Source organism: Streptomyces sp. NPDC127038 (assembly GCF_042725875.1).
GTDB lineage: Bacteria > Actinomycetota > Actinomycetes > Streptomycetales > Streptomycetaceae > Streptomyces.
On the sequence record NZ_JBHXDQ010000075.1, the window covers coordinates 1 to 15,053 of the forward strand.

The following is a 15,053-nucleotide window of genomic DNA, read 5'->3' on the forward strand; positions in this document are numbered from 1 at the left end:
GGGGCCGCGGTGGGCCAGCCGCCGGGACGGCGGCCGCTGCCCGCCGCCGTGGCGGTGGGCCAGGCGCCGGGCGCGGCCCCCGCGGGGGCACCGGCCGGGGCCGAGGGCTGCTCGGGGGCCGCCTGGACGGGCGCGGGCGCGCTCGGAGCCGGGGCGGTGAAGGACGCGGCGGGGGCGACGGGAACGGCGGACGGGGGCGCCACCGGGGCCACGCCCGGCACGGCGCCGGCGCTCTCGCCGGAACCCACAGGCCCGCTCTGCCCAGGGCCCTGTCCGAGTCCCTGTCCGGGCCCTTGTCCGGCTCCCCGGGCCGCCGCCCTGGCCGCCGCGAGACCGCCGCCGGGGGCGACCGGGGGAGCCGGAGGGGCCGCGGGGGCCGCCTGCGGGACCGGTGCCGGGCCGTGCGCCTCGGGTCCGGGAACGTAGCCCATGGCGGGAGCCGTTCCGCCGCCGGAGAAGTTCACCCCGCGCTCGATGCGGTCGAGGCGGGCCATGAGGGACCGCTCGTCCCCGTAGGCGGCGGGCAGCAGGACGCGGGCGCAGATCAGTTCGAGCTGGAGGCGGGGCGAGGTGGCCCCGCGCATCTCCGTGAGGCCCTCGTTGACGAGGTCGGCGGCACGGCTGAGCTCGGCGGCGCCGAAGACCCCCGCCTGCGCCTGCATCCGCTCCACCACGTCGACCGGGGCGTCGATGAGCCCCTTCTCCGCCGCGTCCGGGACCGCAGCCAGGATCACCAGGTCCCGCAGCCGCTCCAGCAGGTCGGCGACGAACCGCCGCGGGTCGTTGCCGCCCTCGATGACGGTGTCCACCACCTCGAAGGCGGCGGCGCCGTCCCCGGCCGCGAACGCCTCGACGACGGCGTCCAGCAGGGAGCCGTCCGTGTACCCGAGCAGCGAGGTCGCCATGGCGTACGTCACACCGTCGTCGGCGGCGCCCGCCAGCAGCTGGTCCATCACGGACATGGAGTCACGCACGGACCCCGCCCCCGCCCGTACGACGAGGGGCAGCACGCCCTCGGCGACCGGGATCCCCTCCTGGCCGCAGACCTCGCCCAGGTACTCGCGCAGGGTGCCGGGCGGCACCAGCCGGAAGGGGTAGTGGTGGGTCCGCGACCGGATCGTCCCGATGACCTTCTCGGGCTCGGTCGTGGCGAAGATGAACTTCAGATGCTCCGGGGGCTCCTCGACGACCTTGAGCAGCGCGTTGAAGCCGGCCGACGTGACCATGTGGGCCTCGTCGATGATGTAGATCTTGTAGCGGCTGCTCGCGGGGCCGAAGAACGCCTTTTCCCGCAGGTCACGGGCGTCGTCCACACCACCGTGCGAAGCGGCGTCGATCTCGATGACGTCGATGGAGCCCCGGCCGCCGCGGGACAGGTCCTGACAGGACTGGCACTGGCCGCACGGGGTCGGCGTGGGGCCTTGCTCGCAGTTCAGACAGCGGGCCAGGATGCGCGCGCTCGTCGTCTTGCCGCACCCGCGCGGACCGCTGAACAGGTACGCGTGATTGACCCGGTTGTTCCGCAGCGCCTGCGACAACGGGTCGGTGACATGCTCCTGCCCGATGACCTCGGCGAACGACTCCGGGCGATAGCGGCGGTACAGCGCGAGAGACGACACGTCTACGAGGTTATAGGCGCCCACTGACATCAAGGACCGCTCCGAGGGCATCCCCCTCGCGCATCCCGTGCCCCGCCCCGGCGGCCGTCCGGGCAGCCGCCCCGGAAACGCAAGCGCCCCCCACGCACCCGCCAGAGCCGACCTACCCTTGCTGCCTTCCGGCCCTGGGGGAGTTCAGTCAGATAGCGCCACGTGAGGGGCTCCGCAAAGAGTACAGGATCCCCGGGGTGCGGAACGAGTTCGCGAGCACTCCTCAACGTCTTGTATTGTTTGCCGCGGAGGATTCGCCTAGAGGCCTAGGGCGCACGCTTGGAAAGCGTGTTGGGGGCAACCCCTCACGAGTTCGAATCTCGTATCCTCCGCCAGTGCCTCACCGGGCACGATGTCGAAGGGCCCCGCTGCTTGCAGCGGGGCCCTTCGACGTTTCCCGTCCCGGTTTCCGTCCCGGTTTCCGTCCCGGTTTCCGTCCCGGTTTCCGTCCCGGTTTCCGTCCCGGCCGGATTTTCTTGGGCCCTGGGCAGCCCCCCCCACCCCCAGAGCGCCTTCAAGTCCCCTTCGGCGGTTGCCGATTCGGTGTCGGCTGATGCTTGACACCCGTCAGTGGCGTGCCGCCTACTCTCCATCCATGGGGGACCACCAGCCGAAGCGCGTGGATGCTCCGGACGACTCCGTCGTCCCGAAGCCCGCGTCGCTCAGGCGTGTCCGCTCGGTCACCGCCTGCATCGTGACGGGGCTGGCGGTGATCATGGTGGTCCCGGCACTGCTCGCAGCGCCGATGGCGGACCCCGCCCCCGTCTTCATGACGGCGGGTGTCGTCGCCGGGGCCGGCTGCTACGCCCTGCCCCACCTCTGCGTGGCACGGAAGCCCTGGTACAGGCACGGCCCCGCCTCCCGCTTCCTGACCGCGCGAACCTGGACCGGCCATCGCACGATCGACCTGCACGACCTGCGCAGCGTGCGGACCTGGAAAGAGGTCTACCGAGGAGGCGCCACCACGTACCTGGTCGTCACCGACTCCTCCGGCACCCGTTTGGGGTTCACCGGCCCCGAGGCGGATCGCCTCATACGCCGGTACGCCGTCGAGCGGCGGCGGGAAACACCCAGGAGCCACGTGACGCGGGTGAGCAGACTGGCGCGGGCCGACCTGGGCATCAAGCCACTCTCCCCCGGCCTCTCCGCCCTCCGGTCCCTGCTCTCCGTGGAGCGATCCGCCCTGCTCGTCATCGGCCCGATGATGATCTCGGCAGCCATCGCATCCCATTGAGCCGACTCGTGCGCCAACCCGCGCATCCGCGTCCCGGGTGGTCCCGCGTCATGGCCCGGGCCGCGGCGGGATCACCGGATCAGTCGATCTTGATCTTCTTCGAGACCGTGACCTCGTCGATGTCGCTGGTGCGGACCGTGACCTTCATCGTCCAGGTGCCGGGGAGGGGGAGGGTCAGGCCGTCGGAGGTCCAGTAGCCGCCCTTGTCGGTGATCTCCGCGTCGATCGGGCCGACCTTCTGCGCCTCCTGCGTGAAGGTGAGGCGCACCTCGGGGACCGTCGTGAGGCCGCCGTCGGGGCCGAGGATCACGACCTGCACGGAGTTCTCGCCCACCTGGCCGGGCGTCAGCTCGACCGACGCCTTGCCGTGTCCGCCCGTGGTGCCGACGTCGAAGGGGACCACGGTCGTCCTCGACGTCACCCGGCGCACGGCCGCGACCGCGTCGGCGCTCTCCGCCGCCGCACGGCCCGGCTGGCTGCCGGTCAGCATCGTCGTGATCACCAGCACCACCACACCGACGGTGACCTCGGCCAGCACCGAGCGGCGCAGGCCCTGGTGGTGTGCGGTGGTCGCCGCCGCCCCATCCCCGGGTCCGGCCGGGTCCGGGGTCTCCGGGCCGTCGTCCGTCGCTCCGGTTCCCGTCGGTGCCTCCGCCGGCACCGTGGCCGGGACGCGTTCGGCCGGGACCGTGGCGGGGGTCGGGGCCGCCGACGCCAGCCGGGCCGTCCAGCGGCGCGAGAACGCCGCTCCCGCCAGGAGCAGCGCCACCAGGACGACCTTCACGGTCAGGAGCCTGCCGTACTCCGTCGAGGTCAGGGCGCCCCAGGAGCCGAGGCCGCGCCAGGACTGGTAGACGCCCGTGACCGCGAGGACGGCGACCGAGGCGAGGGCGAGCCGGGAGAAGCGGGTGACGACGGACGTCGGGACGGGCTCGGCGGGGCGGTACAGGGCGGTGAGCAGGGCGGCCAGACCGCCGAGCCACACCGCCATGGCGAGCAGGTGCAGTACGGAGGAGACCATCGCCACGGGGACCTGGATCCCGGCGGAGGCGTGTTCGGAGGCGGCCCAGGTGACCGCCAGGGCCAGTGAGAACAGCGTGCCGAGCACCAGGACGCCCCGGCCCGCCCCCGGCTCCCGTACGGGCACCCGCGGGGGCACGAAGGCCACCATGGCGAGCAGCGCCAGCCGTGCCACCAGCACGATGCCCGGCCGGCCGGCCAGGGTGTCGCTGAGGGTGGCCGGGTCGAAGACCCCGGACACGCCGGTGCCGCGCTCGTAGGGGCCGCGCAGCAGGAGCAGCGCGAACGTGGAGCCGAGCAGGATCCACCAGCCGGTGACCAGGAGGCGCCGTACGGATCCCGGGAAGCCGCAGCCGGCCACGAACGTGACCGCGCCGATGAACAGGGCGAGTCCGCAGTAGGCGGTGTAGCGGGCGATGTCGTAGAGGGTGGAGGAGACGGGGTCACCGGCGGTGGGCGGCGGTGGCGCGGTGGTCGTGGAGGCCTTGCCGACGGAGAACGTGAAGGCGCCGGAGACGGGGTGGCTGTCCGCGGAGACGACCCGCCAGGCCACGGTGTACGTGCCCTGGGCGAGGCCGCGCGGCAGGGTGACCCCGGCGGTGTCGGAACGGCCGTCCGCGTGTTCCGCCTCGCCGGTGCGCACGCGCCGGTTCTCCGGGTCGAGCACGCGGAAGGAGTCGTCGAACAGGCCGACGGACTCGCTGAACGTCAGGGTCACCCGGCGGGGCGCCGACTTCAGCACGCTGCCTTCCTGCGGATCGGTGCCGGTCAGCGCGGCGTGGGCGGACGCGCCGCTCACGCCGCCGAAGAGCACCAGGACCAGGACACCGCCCAGCAGGGCCAGCACCCGGGCGCCGAACCGCCGTTCTCGCCGCCAGCTTCCGTTCACACGCCGTCTCCGTATCCGCATGTCCAGAGTCTCGGTCATGTACGGAAACGGGCCGCCCCCGGCTCACCTCCCGGCCGCCCGGCTCGCCTCACCTCCCGGCCGCCCGGCCCTTCTCGAAGGCCTCGCGGGTCAGGAAGGCGAGCCGGGCCCGCTTCTCGGGCAGCCGCACCTCGGGCAGGTCGACCTCGGGCAGCACGATGTCCCCGGCGACGACGAAGCCCTGCCGCGTCAGCCGCTCGACGGCCCTGTCGTTGCGGGCGTCGGGCTCGGCCACGGCCCGCTCGCGGCCGAGGCCGGTCAGCGCGTACGCCAGGAACGCCCCCAGCAGCGCGGAGGACCAGCCGGGCCGCCGGCCGGCACCGGGGGCCGGGGGGCCGATGAGCAGATGGACGCCGATGTCGCCGGGCCGGACCTCGTAGCACTCGGAGACCCGGTCGGCCCCGGGCTCGTAGGTCTGGAAGAGCGCGGCGGGGACGCCGTCCTTGACGGTCAGGAAGGCGTGATGGGTGTCGAGCGCGTCGAGGTGCAGATAGGTCTCCAGCACCTCCTGCCTGGTGAACCCGGTCATCCCCCAGTACGCGGCGCGCTCCTCGGTGACCCAGCGGTGCAGGACGTCGAGATCGGCGTGCGGGTCCAGGGGCAGTACGCGGACGGTGCCGAAGCCGTCGATCCGCTCCTCGTGGACGGCCTCACGGGCGTCGGCGTACGTCTCAGTCGTCATCGCTCTCCTTGGTCAGGGCGTTCCAGTCGGTGGTCACCGGGGCGAGATCTCCCCTGAGCCACAAGGGGAGTTGGTCGCGGTGGTGGGCTTCGCCCGGCACGCCGTCGGCCCCGAAGGGGACCACCCAGCGACTGTCGTCCCGGTCGGCGAGGTCCCAGACGTAGCGGGCCGCGGGTCCGCGGGCGCTCAGATCGGTCAGTCCGGGGAGCGACGAGGTGGACAGGACGCAGTCGTTGTCGCCGGACAGGGCCGGTTCGTCGTACGGGGCTCCGTCGAGCGCCCGCCAGGGGGCGAGCCGGTGGGTGTCGCCCCAGGTGCCGGGCACGGGCCCCGCGGCCGCTTCCTCGACGGCCTCGCGCAGCACGGCGTCACGGTCGATGCCGTACCGCTCCCCCGCCGTCAGCAGGTTCTCCAGGGCGAAGGCGACGCGCGGGGTGAGCGCCAGCCAGGGCAGGAAGACGGCCGGGAGGGCGGGCGGTTCGGCCAGGGCGGCGAGCGCCGGGTGCGCCGCCAGCCGTCGTACGGCCGCGTCGCGGACCCTCGCGTAGACCGCGGCCGTGCCGCTGTCCGCGTCCATGTGCCGGTCCCAGCCCAGGAGTTGGTCACGGAGGCGGGCCGCGGGGCCGGAGAGCTCCAGGGCGGCCAGCGGGTCCAGCAGGGCCGCCGCGGAGCCGAGGTACGTGTCCATGTGGATGGCCGGCATGTCCGATGCCGACAACGTCCGTCCGGTGTCGAGGAGTCGGCGGATGCGTTCGGCGCGGTGGGGCGGCGCGAACTCCACTCCGAGCGGGGCGGCGGGGCCGCGCTGGTTCGCCATCACGGCGAGGCCGTCCTCGACCGGGCCGTACGGCGTCTCGTGGCGGCCGGTCCACTCGTGGCCGGGCTCCCAGGCGGGGACCACCCGGACGCGGTTGGCCTCGGCGCGCACCGGGACCCGGCCGGCGACCCGGTGCAGCAGCCCGCCCTCGGTGTCGGCGGCCTGCACGACGTTCACCGGCTCCGCCCAGGCGTCGAAGGCCCGGTCCACGTCGGCGACGCGGCGGGCCCGCAGCAGCGGCAGGAGCGCGCCGAAGCCGAGGTCCCCGGTCACGCGGGGCGGGTAGCGCAGGCTGACGGACTCCTCGGCGCCGGCGCCCCCGATCACCACGGGCCCGCGTGCCGTCTCGGTCACCTCGACCTCGACGGGTTCGGCGCCGGCCACCTCGACCCGCTCCGTGTGCCGTGCCGCCGCCCGCCAGACCCCGTCGGGATCGAGCGCCTCGACGGTCCCGTCGTCGCGGTGCCGCAGCCGCTCCCGGTAGAGGTCCTGGTAGTCGGCCATCGCGTTGGTGATCGCCCAGGCGACGGTTCCGGTGTGGGCGAAGTGCGCGATTCCGGGGACACCGGGGACGGCGAGGCCGACGACGTCGAACTCCGGGCAGGAGAGCCGGATCTGCTGGTAGACGCCGGGTTCCTCGATGAAGCGGTGCGGGTCCCCGGCGATCAACGCCTTCCCGGTGGCGGTGCGTTCGCCGCTCACCAGCCATCCGTTGCTGCCCGCCGTGCCCGGTCCGTCCATGGCGAACAGGCCGACGGCGTCCGCGCCGAGGTGCCGTACGACCTCCTCGCGCCACAGCTTGGCGGGGAACCCGGCGAACAGGATGTGCGCGCCGAGCCAGACCCCCATCGGGCTCCAGGGCTCCCAGCGTCCCGGAGCGAGCCCGGTGCGCGCGAACTCGGGTGCCCGCGCGGCCCCTTCGGCGAGACCGGCGTTGACCCCGTCGACGTACGCCAGGACCCATGCGGCGGTCTCGGGGTCGTCCTTCTCCAGGGACGCGAAGCAGCGCCGCGCGGTGTCGTCGAGCCGGGCCCGCCGCGCGAACCGGTCCCAGTCGACGGACCCGGCGCCGAGGAACGCGGCCGAGGTGCCCCGGGAGCGGTGGCGTTCGACCTCCAGCTGCCAGGCGCGGTCCCGGGCGGTGACCCGGCCCTGGGCGTGGGCGAGTTCGAGGGCGTCGCCCGCGCGCAGATGCGGGATGCCCCAGGAGTCACGGTAGATCTCGGCGGTCACGGTCCATCCCCAGTCATGTCAGGTTAGGCTAACCTAATTAATGCCCGGCGATCGTACGTCGGAGGTGAGGACCCGGTGAAGCCGGGCGGCCACGACGACCGCGGCCGAGCGGCCCGCCGCCGCACGCGGGATCATCGGTCCATGGACGTCACGCTTCACCTAGCCCAGCAGCCCGAGGCCGACGAACTGCTCGGCCGCAGCCCGCTCGCCGCCCTGGTCGGCATGCTGCTGGACCAGCAGGTGCCGATGGAGTGGGCCTTCGCGGGGCCGTACACGATCGCCACGCGGATGGGGGCGGACGATCTCGACGCGCACGAGATCGCCGCGTACGACCCGGAGAAGTTCGCCGAGCTGCTCTCGGCCAAGCCCGCCGTGCACCGCTACCCCGGCTCGATGGGCAAGCGGATCCACCAGCTGTGCCAGTACCTCGTCGAGCACTACGACGGGGACGCCTCCGCCGTGTGGAAGGACGCCGGTACGGGTGCGGAGCTGCTGCGCCGCCTCAAGGAACTCCCCGGATTCGGTCCGCAGAAGGCCCAGATCTTCCTGGCCCTGCTCGGCAAGCAGCTCGGTGTCGCCCCCGAGGGCTGGCGCGAGGCGGCGGGCCCGTACGGCGAGGCCGGCTCCTTCCGGTCGGTCGCCGACATCACCGGCCCGGAGTCGCTGGTCAAGGTCCGCGCCCACAAGCAGGAGATGAAGGCGGCGGCCAAGGCCGCCCGCGGCTGACCGGAGCGGCACCGGTCCCCGAGGCCCGGCGCAGTTCCGGAGCCTCCCGGAACCCGGCCCGCCGCTCCGGCACCTCTCCGGGGCTCGTCCCGCGCGGCTCGGGCACCCCAAGGCCGGTCCCCGCGCCGCTCCAGACCCTCGGCCGGGCCTTCCCGCGCCCCGCGTGTGCCCGCGCCCCGGGTGTGCCTCAGGCCGCCCGGGGCCGGAAGCGGTGTCAGCGTCGCCTGCGGGCCGTTCCGAAGACCGAACGGGTGATCTCCCGGCCGATCTGCGTCCCCACCGAGCGCGCCAGGGACTTGAACAGCCCGCTACCGACGACCTGTTCGACCAGGGAGGTGTCCTCCGCCTCCTTCGCCTCCTTCGGCCGGCTCCGGCCGGAGCGCCCGGCCTCGGGCTCGGGGCCGCCCCGGGGCGGGGAGGGCGCGGGCGGCGCCTCGGGGGCCTGCGCCGCCGTCAGCTTCTCGTACGCCGATTCCCGGTCCACCGCCTGCGCGTACCGCCCGTACAGCGGCGACTCCCGCACCGCACGGTCGAGCGCGTCCCCCTCCACCGGCCCCATCAGCGACCGCGGCGCGCGCAGCCGGGTCACCGCGACCGGCGTCGGGGCGCCCCTCTCGCTCAGCACGGTGACCACGGCCTCGCCGGTGCCCAGGCCCGTCAGCACCTCTTCGAGGTCGTACGGGGAATCGGGGAACGTCTTCACGGTGGCCTTCAGCGCCTTCTGGTCGTCCGGGGTGAAGGCCCGCAGCGCGTGCTGGACGCGGTTGCCGAGCTGGGCGAGGACCTCCCCGGGAACGTCCTTCGGCGTCTGTGTCACGAAGAAGACGCCGACTCCTTTCGAGCGAATGAGCCGGACGGTCTGCGTGATCGACTCCAGGAACGCCTTCGACGCGTCGCTGAAGAGCAGATGGGCCTCGTCGAAGAAGAAGACGAGCTTCGGCCGGTCGGCGTCGCCGACCTCCGGGAGGTCGTGGAAGAGGTCGGCGAGCAGCCACATCAGGAACGTGGAGAAGAGCTGCGGCCGGTCCTGCACCGCGGGCAGTTCGAGGACCGAGACCACGCCCCTGCCGTCCGGCACCGTCCGCGTCAGCTCGGCCGTGTCGAACTCCGGCTCGCCGAAGAACGGGCTCATGCCCTGCGCCTCGAAGGCCGTGAGCGAGCGCAGGATGACGCCCGCCGTCGCGGTGGACAGCCCGCCGATCCCCTTCAGTTCCTGCTTGCCCTCGTCCGAGGTCAGGAAGGCGACGACCGCGCGCAGGTCCTTGAGGTCGACCAGCTCCAGGCCCTTCTGGTCGGCGTAGTGGAAGATCAGGCCGAGCGACTGCTCCTGGGTCCGGTTGAGCTGGAGCACCTTGGACAGCAGCACCGGACCGAAGCTGGTGACCGTGGCCCGTACGGGGATGCCGTGGCCGAGACCGCCGAGCGCGTAGAACTCCGCCGGGCAGCCGGCCGGTGTCCACTCCTGGCCGACCTCCCGGGCCCGATCCTGGGCCCTCGCCCCGGGCTCACCCGGTGCCGAGATCCCGGAGACGTCCCCCTTGACGTCGGCGAGGAAGACCGGGACGCCCTGGGCCGACAGCTGTTCGGCGATCAGCTGGAGCGTCTTGGTCTTCCCGGTGCCGGTGGCGCCCGCCACCAGGCCGTGCCGGTTGAGCATCGGCAGCGGCACCCGGATCTGCGCGTCGGGCAGACAGGTCCCGTCCCAGACCAGGGCGCCGAGGTCGAGGGCGGGGCCCGCGAAGGCGTATCCGGCGGCGATCTCCAGCGCCTCCCCGGGGAGCGCGGGGGCGCCGGGAGCCCGCTCGGGAGCGGGCGCGGCGGCAGCCGACCGCACGGTCTCGCCGTCACTCATATCAGACCCCTGTTCCCGATTTGCAAGGATTTACGACATCTTTTCCAGCGTCGCACTCCGCCGCCATGGCTGCGCCCGGAAGGTCTTGACCGGTAGGCTTTCCGTGTGATCTTCAAGCGCATCGGAAACGGCCGGCCGTACCCCGACCACGGCCGGGAAAGCACCCGCCAGTGGGCGGACGTGGCTCCGCGCCCGGTCCGCCTCGATCAGCTCGTGACGACCAAGGGCCAGCTGGACCTGGAGACCCTCCTCGCCGAGGACTCCACCTTCTACGGCGACCTGTTCGCGCACGTGGTCAAGTGGCAGGGCGATCTGTACCTGGAGGACGGCCTCCACCGCGCCGTCCGCGCCGCGCTGCAGCAGCGTCAGGTGCTGCACGCGCGCGTTCTTGAACTGGACTAATGGCCACGGCTTGACCCCAATGGGTTGAACTGAACGCCGGGCAATGATCATCTAGTAGGCATTGGCGCCCCGGCGCACTACGCTGCGCCCATGAGCATGCTTACTCCCCCTGGCATGGGTGGCCAGTATCGGATCACGGGGGACAAGTACCCGCGGATGCGCCGACGAAGCGGGCGTCGCAGGTTCGCGTTCGTGAGCGTCGCCTCCGTGACCGTTCTCGGGCTGATCGGGTGGGGGTCCCTCCAGCTCATCGACATCTACACGGGCGGCAGCAAGGCCACCGCGGCGGACACCAAGGCGGACTGCGCCTCGAAGGTCACGCCCGCGGCGCAGGCCTCGGCCGCGGCCGCCCTCGCGGCCGCGCTGCCGAAGCCCGGTCAGATCACCGTGAACGTCTTCAACGCGACGCCCCGCAGCGGGCTCGCCAAGCAGACGGCCGACGAGCTGAAGAAGCGCGGCTTCAAGATCGGTGACGTGGGCAACGCGACGGCCGCGTACGACAAGAAGGTCGCGGGCGCCGGGATACTGCTCGGTGCCAAGGGTGCCGAACAGGCCGCGCTGCCCGTCCTCAACACCCAGCTCTCCGGCGCCCAGCTGAAGACCGACGGCCGCGCCAAGCCCGCCACGGTCGACCTGATCATCGGCACGGCCTTCAAGGCACTGACGGACAAGGCGGACGCCGACAAGGCGCTGACCGTCCTGAGCCACCCCGAGCCGGCGCCCGCCTCGGCCAAGAAGCACTGCTAGGGGCGCTGCCAGGAGCACTGCTGACGCGCGGACGGGTCCCGCAGCCGGTGACGCCGGCTGCGGGACCCGTTCCGTGGTCGCGGTCGCTCTCGCGCGGAGTTACTCGGCGGCGCCGTACATGCGGTCACCCGCGTCGCCGAGGCCCGGCACGATGTAGCCGTGCTCGTTCAGGCGCTCGTCGACCGAGGCCGTGACCACGGTGACCGGGGTGCCCGCCAGCTCGCGCTCCATGATCTCGACGCCCTCGGGGGCGGCCAGGAGGACCACGGCGGTGACGTCGTCGGCGCCGCGCTTGATCAGCTCCCGGATCGCGGCGACGAGCGTGCCGCCGGTCGCCAGCATCGGGTCCAGGACGTACACCTGACGGCCGGACAGGTCGTCGGGCATCCGGGTGGCGTACGTGGAGGCCTCCAGCGTCTCCTCGTCGCGCACCATGCCCAGGAAGCCCACCTCGGCGGTCGGCAGCAGCCGGACCATGCCGTCGAGCATGCCGAGACCCGCGCGCAGGATCGGCACGACGAGCGGGCGCGGGTAGGAGAGCTTGACGCCCGTGGTCGGGGAGACCGGCGTCACGATGTCGACCTGCTCCGTGCGCACGTCGCGGGTGGCCTCGTAGGCGAGCAGGGTGACCAGCTCGTCGGCCAGCCGCCGGAAGGTCGCGGAGTCGGTGCGCTGGTCGCGCAGGGTGGTGAGCTTATGGGCGACCAGGGGGTGGTCGACGACGTGAAGACGCATGTCCACAACATTAGCGGGGCTCACCGCACCCGCCACTGACCCGCCGGTGACCTGCCGCTGCCCCGCCCGGCAAGGACCTCCGCCCCGCGTCACCCGTCCGCTGGCATCAAACCCCCCGTCGGAGGGAAGGTGGGAGGGACGGACCTGGGGTGGTGTGCCAATGCGGAACCCGCAAGAGGAGTCGTCCGAGCGGCTGGAGACCGACGCCGAGCGCAGGAGGCGGCGGGCCCAGTTCCTGCGCGACCTGGCCGAGGCGCGCGAGCTGCGCGACCGGGTCCAGCCCCGTCGCGCCAAGACCGCCCGCCTGCGCCACGCGATGCGCATGCGCACGTTCCGCTGGTGAGGGGCCTTCGCGCGGCGGCGGACCCGGCGATGAGAGACCTCGCACGGTGACGGACCCCAGCGGTGATGCCCTCCGTGGTGACGGACCCCGGCGGTGATGCCCCTGGTGGCGGCGGGCTTCCGGCGGTGACAGCCCTCCCGGCGTGACGGACCCCGGTGGTGACCTCCCGCGGTGGCGGGCTTCCCGCGGTGACAGCCCTCCCGGCGTGACGGCCTGGCGGTGACGACCTCCCGTCGCGAGCGACGTCCGGTGGTGGCGACCTCGCGCGGTGGCGGACCCTGGTGGTGATGGCCTCCCATAGTGGCGGGCTTTCGGTGGTGACAGCCCTCCCGGCGTGACGGCCTGGCGGGGACGACCTCGCGTCGCGAGATGCCTCCGGCGGTGACGACCTCCCGTCGCGACGGACCTCTGATGGCGACACACCTCCCGTCGGCGGACCTCTGGTGGCGTGACGTGCCTTCCGTCGTGACGGACCTCCGGCGGTGGCGACGTCGCGTCGCGAGAGACGTCCGGTGGTGGCGACCCCGCGCGGTGGCGGACCTGGTGGTGATGGCCCCCCGTCGTGGCGGGCCTCCGGCGGCGGGTGGGCCTCTCGTCGTGGCGGACGCCCTCGGTGGGCCGCGGGGCGCTCGCCGGCCCCTGTGGACGGCCTGCGGCCCGTCACGCGGCCGTCGCGTCCTGGGGACGGGCTCGGACTCGCCGTCGGTCCGTCGCTCCTCCCGGGACGGCCGCTCACGGCCTCAGGGCGGCTTCCGACGACCGCGTGCCCGTGTCACGCCCTCCGGACTGCCTCGGTCCCTCCGTACGCCCGTCAGGACCCCGTAGGGAGCGGCCCCGGCCCCGTTCGCCTTCGTCGGGCCGACACGCCCGCGAGGGGATTTCAGGGCGTGCCCTCGCGCGCCCCGCGCCCCCGGGCCGGGGAAGGACCGTCCGTGACGCCCGCGCCTGACCTGGCGGCGGACCCGCGTTGACAGGGGAACGCGCCCGCGCGGCGGGCGGGGGAGACCGTCCGCCCGGGCGCCGTGGAACGGGGGGCGCACGCGCGACACGAGGGGCCGTGTGGCGGACGTGTCGGGCGGGGAGGTGTCCACGGGGCGCGGACAGCCGCGTACGATCCGCTGTTAGCGATCAGACCGGGCGGACACAGCAGGCCGAAGACGTCCCCTGAACGCTGTCTTTCTGCCACGATTCCGAGTGGGCGGGGCTCGGAGCAGCAGCACTCCTCGCCCACAGCCTCCGCCGGGGGGAACCCCAACCGGCACACCTATGACCAGTGGGAGAGTCACGGTGTACTTCGCCGCACTGCTCGCGCGCACCGAAGACGGGTGGGAAGCGAGCGATACAGAGCTCGACGATGTGGAAACCCTGTCGGATCTGACCGATCTGGCCCGTGAAGTCTCGGACGAGGACACGGTGCTCGTGCTCATCGAGCAGGAGGACGCGTGGTTCGGCGTCGTCCGCGTGGACGGCGAGGAGGATCCCCGTATCTACGTGTCGGACGCCGCCGCGGCCGCCCGTAGCTCGTACGGCGAGATCCTGCTCACGGACGAACTACTAGGACGGGATCCGGGCGACGACGACGCCGACCTGGACTCCCTCGATCTGGACGGTACCGAGGACGGTGAACCAGGGGACTCCGAGGACGACGAGGAGGACCAGGGGAGCGTCTCGGGCGACGCCGTCTCGCACAGCCCCGTCGGGGACCGCTACATCCTCGCGGACCTCGGAGTGAGCGAGAAGGAACTGCTGGCCCTGGACGAAGGCGACGCGCTGAGCACGATCGCCGAGGCCCTGGGGGCGGCAGAGGTCCTGGAGACCGTCCGCTAGGGCCCGTCCGCCGGGACGGACCCCGGGCCTCCGGAAACGGCGGCCCGGCCGGTCCCCTCGGCCGCGCGCCTTCCCCGTACCGGCGAACCGGCCCGTCCAGCGGGCCGGATCCTCGCCCGCCACCGGCCACCCGCCCGCTCCGGGCCGGGCCGGGCCGGGCCGGTGAAAGGGCAGGACGGCGCCGGACACTCACCGGCAGGGGCCTCACCAGGCCCCCCGCACGGATGCCGCACGAGTACCCCAGGGGGCCTCACGCGCCGGTTCGCCGGGCGGCCCTCCCGCCGGACGCCGTGGGATTCGGCTAGGTTCCCCGGGTGAGCACCCCGCGTCAGGCAACCCCGCCGCCCGATCCCGTACGCGACCGGTGGCGGGACCCGATGCGGCTCGCGCTGGACGAGGCGCGGCTGGCGGTCCGGGGCGGTGACGTTCCCGTGGGCGCCGTGGTGCTGTCCGCGGACGGCAGGACCGTGCTGGCGGCCGGACACAACGAGCGCGAGGCCACCGGCGACCCGACGGCGCACGCCGAGGTCCTCGCGCTGCGCCGGGCCGCCGCCCGGCTCGGCGAGTGGCGGCTGTCCGGGTGCACCCTCGTCGTCACCCTGGAGCCCTGCACGATGTGCGCGGGCGCGCTCGTCCAGTCCCGGGTCGAACGGGTCGTGTACGGCGCCCGCGACGAGAAGGCGGGCGCCACCGGCTCCGTCTGGGACGTGGTCCGCGACCGCCGGCTCAACCACCGCCCCGAGGTGATCGAGGGCGTGCTCGCCGCCGAATGCGCCGGCCTGCTCACCGACTTCTTCCGCGACCGCTGACAGACCCGGACGGGCCCGCCCGGCCGTCCGCCCCGTCGTGCGCCCGTCG

General features: G+C 73.4%; 13 protein-coding genes, 1 tRNA gene and 1 other RNA gene. 8 read left to right on the top strand and 7 right to left on the bottom strand.

Annotated features, from left to right (window positions below):
* Both ACFWI4_RS35130 and ffs read right to left on the bottom strand, forming a co-directional pair.
* A partial coding sequence (locus ACFWI4_RS35130; RefSeq protein ID WP_387204845.1) for a DNA polymerase III subunit gamma and tau occupies positions 1-1,619 on the bottom strand: 1,619 nt, incomplete at its 3' end.
* Between the two features lie 106 nt (positions 1,620-1,725).
* An RNA gene (gene ffs, locus ACFWI4_RS35135) (signal recognition particle sRNA small type) lies at positions 1,726-1,824 on the bottom strand.
* Between the two features lie 72 nt (positions 1,825-1,896).
* Here ffs and ACFWI4_RS35140 point away from each other — a divergent pair.
* Both ACFWI4_RS35140 and ACFWI4_RS35145 read left to right on the top strand, forming a co-directional pair.
* Positions 1,897-1,984, top strand: a tRNA-Ser gene (locus ACFWI4_RS35140).
* Positions 1,985-2,244: 260 nt separating this feature from the next.
* A complete protein-coding gene (locus ACFWI4_RS35145) occupies positions 2,245-2,883 on the top strand; it encodes a hypothetical protein (protein WP_387204848.1) in 639 nt (212 codons plus the stop codon).
* Positions 2,884-2,962: 79 nt separating this feature from the next.
* Here the strand turns inward: ACFWI4_RS35145 and ACFWI4_RS35150 are convergent, their stop codons facing one another.
* The 3 genes from ACFWI4_RS35150 to ACFWI4_RS35160 all read right to left on the bottom strand — a co-directional run bounded on the left by ACFWI4_RS35150 (position 2,963) and on the right by ACFWI4_RS35160 (position 7,563).
* Positions 2,963-4,813 carry a copper resistance CopC/CopD family protein gene (locus tag ACFWI4_RS35150; protein ID WP_387204924.1) on the bottom strand — a complete coding sequence of 617 codons (1,851 nt, stop codon included), beginning with the start codon at positions 4,811-4,813 and terminating at the stop codon, positions 2,963-2,965.
* Positions 4,814-4,880: 67 nt separating this feature from the next.
* A complete protein-coding gene (locus ACFWI4_RS35155; protein ID WP_387204851.1) occupies positions 4,881-5,513 on the bottom strand; it encodes a GNAT family N-acetyltransferase in 633 nt (210 codons plus the stop codon).
* Positions 5,503-7,563, bottom strand: coding sequence for a penicillin acylase family protein (locus tag ACFWI4_RS35160; protein WP_387204854.1), 2,061 nt, complete (start codon positions 7,561-7,563; stop codon positions 5,503-5,505). Before ACFWI4_RS35160 ends, ACFWI4_RS35155 begins: the two co-directional genes overlap by 11 nt.
* Positions 7,564-7,704: 141 nt before the next feature.
* Here ACFWI4_RS35160 and ACFWI4_RS35165 point away from each other — a divergent pair, with 141 nt between their 5' ends.
* A complete protein-coding gene (locus ACFWI4_RS35165) occupies positions 7,705-8,289 on the top strand; it encodes an HhH-GPD-type base excision DNA repair protein (RefSeq protein WP_387204857.1) in 585 nt (194 codons plus the stop codon).
* A 214-nt stretch (positions 8,290-8,503) separates the two neighbouring features.
* On the opposite strand, the gene ACFWI4_RS35170 is transcribed toward ACFWI4_RS35165, so the two are convergent.
* Positions 8,504-10,141 carry a helicase HerA-like domain-containing protein gene (locus ACFWI4_RS35170; protein WP_387204860.1) on the bottom strand — a complete coding sequence of 546 codons (1,638 nt, stop codon included), beginning with the start codon at positions 10,139-10,141 and terminating at the stop codon, positions 8,504-8,506.
* 105 nt (positions 10,142-10,246) lie between these two features.
* Between ACFWI4_RS35170 and ACFWI4_RS35175 the strand changes: the two genes are divergently transcribed.
* Complete coding sequence (locus ACFWI4_RS35175; RefSeq protein ID WP_003999914.1) at positions 10,247-10,543, top strand: type II toxin-antitoxin system VapB family antitoxin; 297 nt, start codon at positions 10,247-10,249, stop codon at positions 10,541-10,543.
* Positions 10,544-10,633: 90 nt separating this feature from the next.
* Positions 10,634-11,290: a LytR C-terminal domain-containing protein gene (locus ACFWI4_RS35180; protein WP_387204863.1), complete on the top strand. Its 657-nt coding sequence runs from the start codon at positions 10,634-10,636 to the stop codon at positions 11,288-11,290.
* Between the two features lie 99 nt (positions 11,291-11,389).
* Here the strand turns inward: ACFWI4_RS35180 and upp are convergent, their stop codons facing one another.
* Positions 11,390-12,025 carry a uracil phosphoribosyltransferase gene (gene upp / locus ACFWI4_RS35185; RefSeq protein WP_339130329.1) on the bottom strand — a complete coding sequence of 212 codons (636 nt, stop codon included), beginning with the start codon at positions 12,023-12,025 and terminating at the stop codon, positions 11,390-11,392.
* A gap of 160 nt (positions 12,026-12,185) precedes the next feature.
* Between upp and ACFWI4_RS35190 the strand changes: the two genes are divergently transcribed.
* The 3 genes from ACFWI4_RS35190 (at position 12,186) to tadA (ending at position 15,004) form a co-directional block, all read left to right on the top strand.
* Positions 12,186-12,368: a hypothetical protein gene (locus tag ACFWI4_RS35190; protein WP_209441133.1), complete on the top strand. Its 183-nt coding sequence runs from the start codon at positions 12,186-12,188 to the stop codon at positions 12,366-12,368.
* A 1,287-nt stretch (positions 12,369-13,655) separates the two neighbouring features.
* Entirely contained in the window at positions 13,656-14,195 is a 540-nt protein-coding gene (locus tag ACFWI4_RS35195; protein ID WP_387204927.1) for a hypothetical protein, read from the top strand.
* Positions 14,196-14,572: 377 nt separating this feature from the next.
* Positions 14,573-15,004, top strand: coding sequence for a tRNA adenosine(34) deaminase TadA (gene tadA, locus ACFWI4_RS35200; protein ID WP_387204930.1), 432 nt, complete (start codon positions 14,573-14,575; stop codon positions 15,002-15,004).
* Positions 15,005-15,053 lie beyond the last annotated feature (49 nt).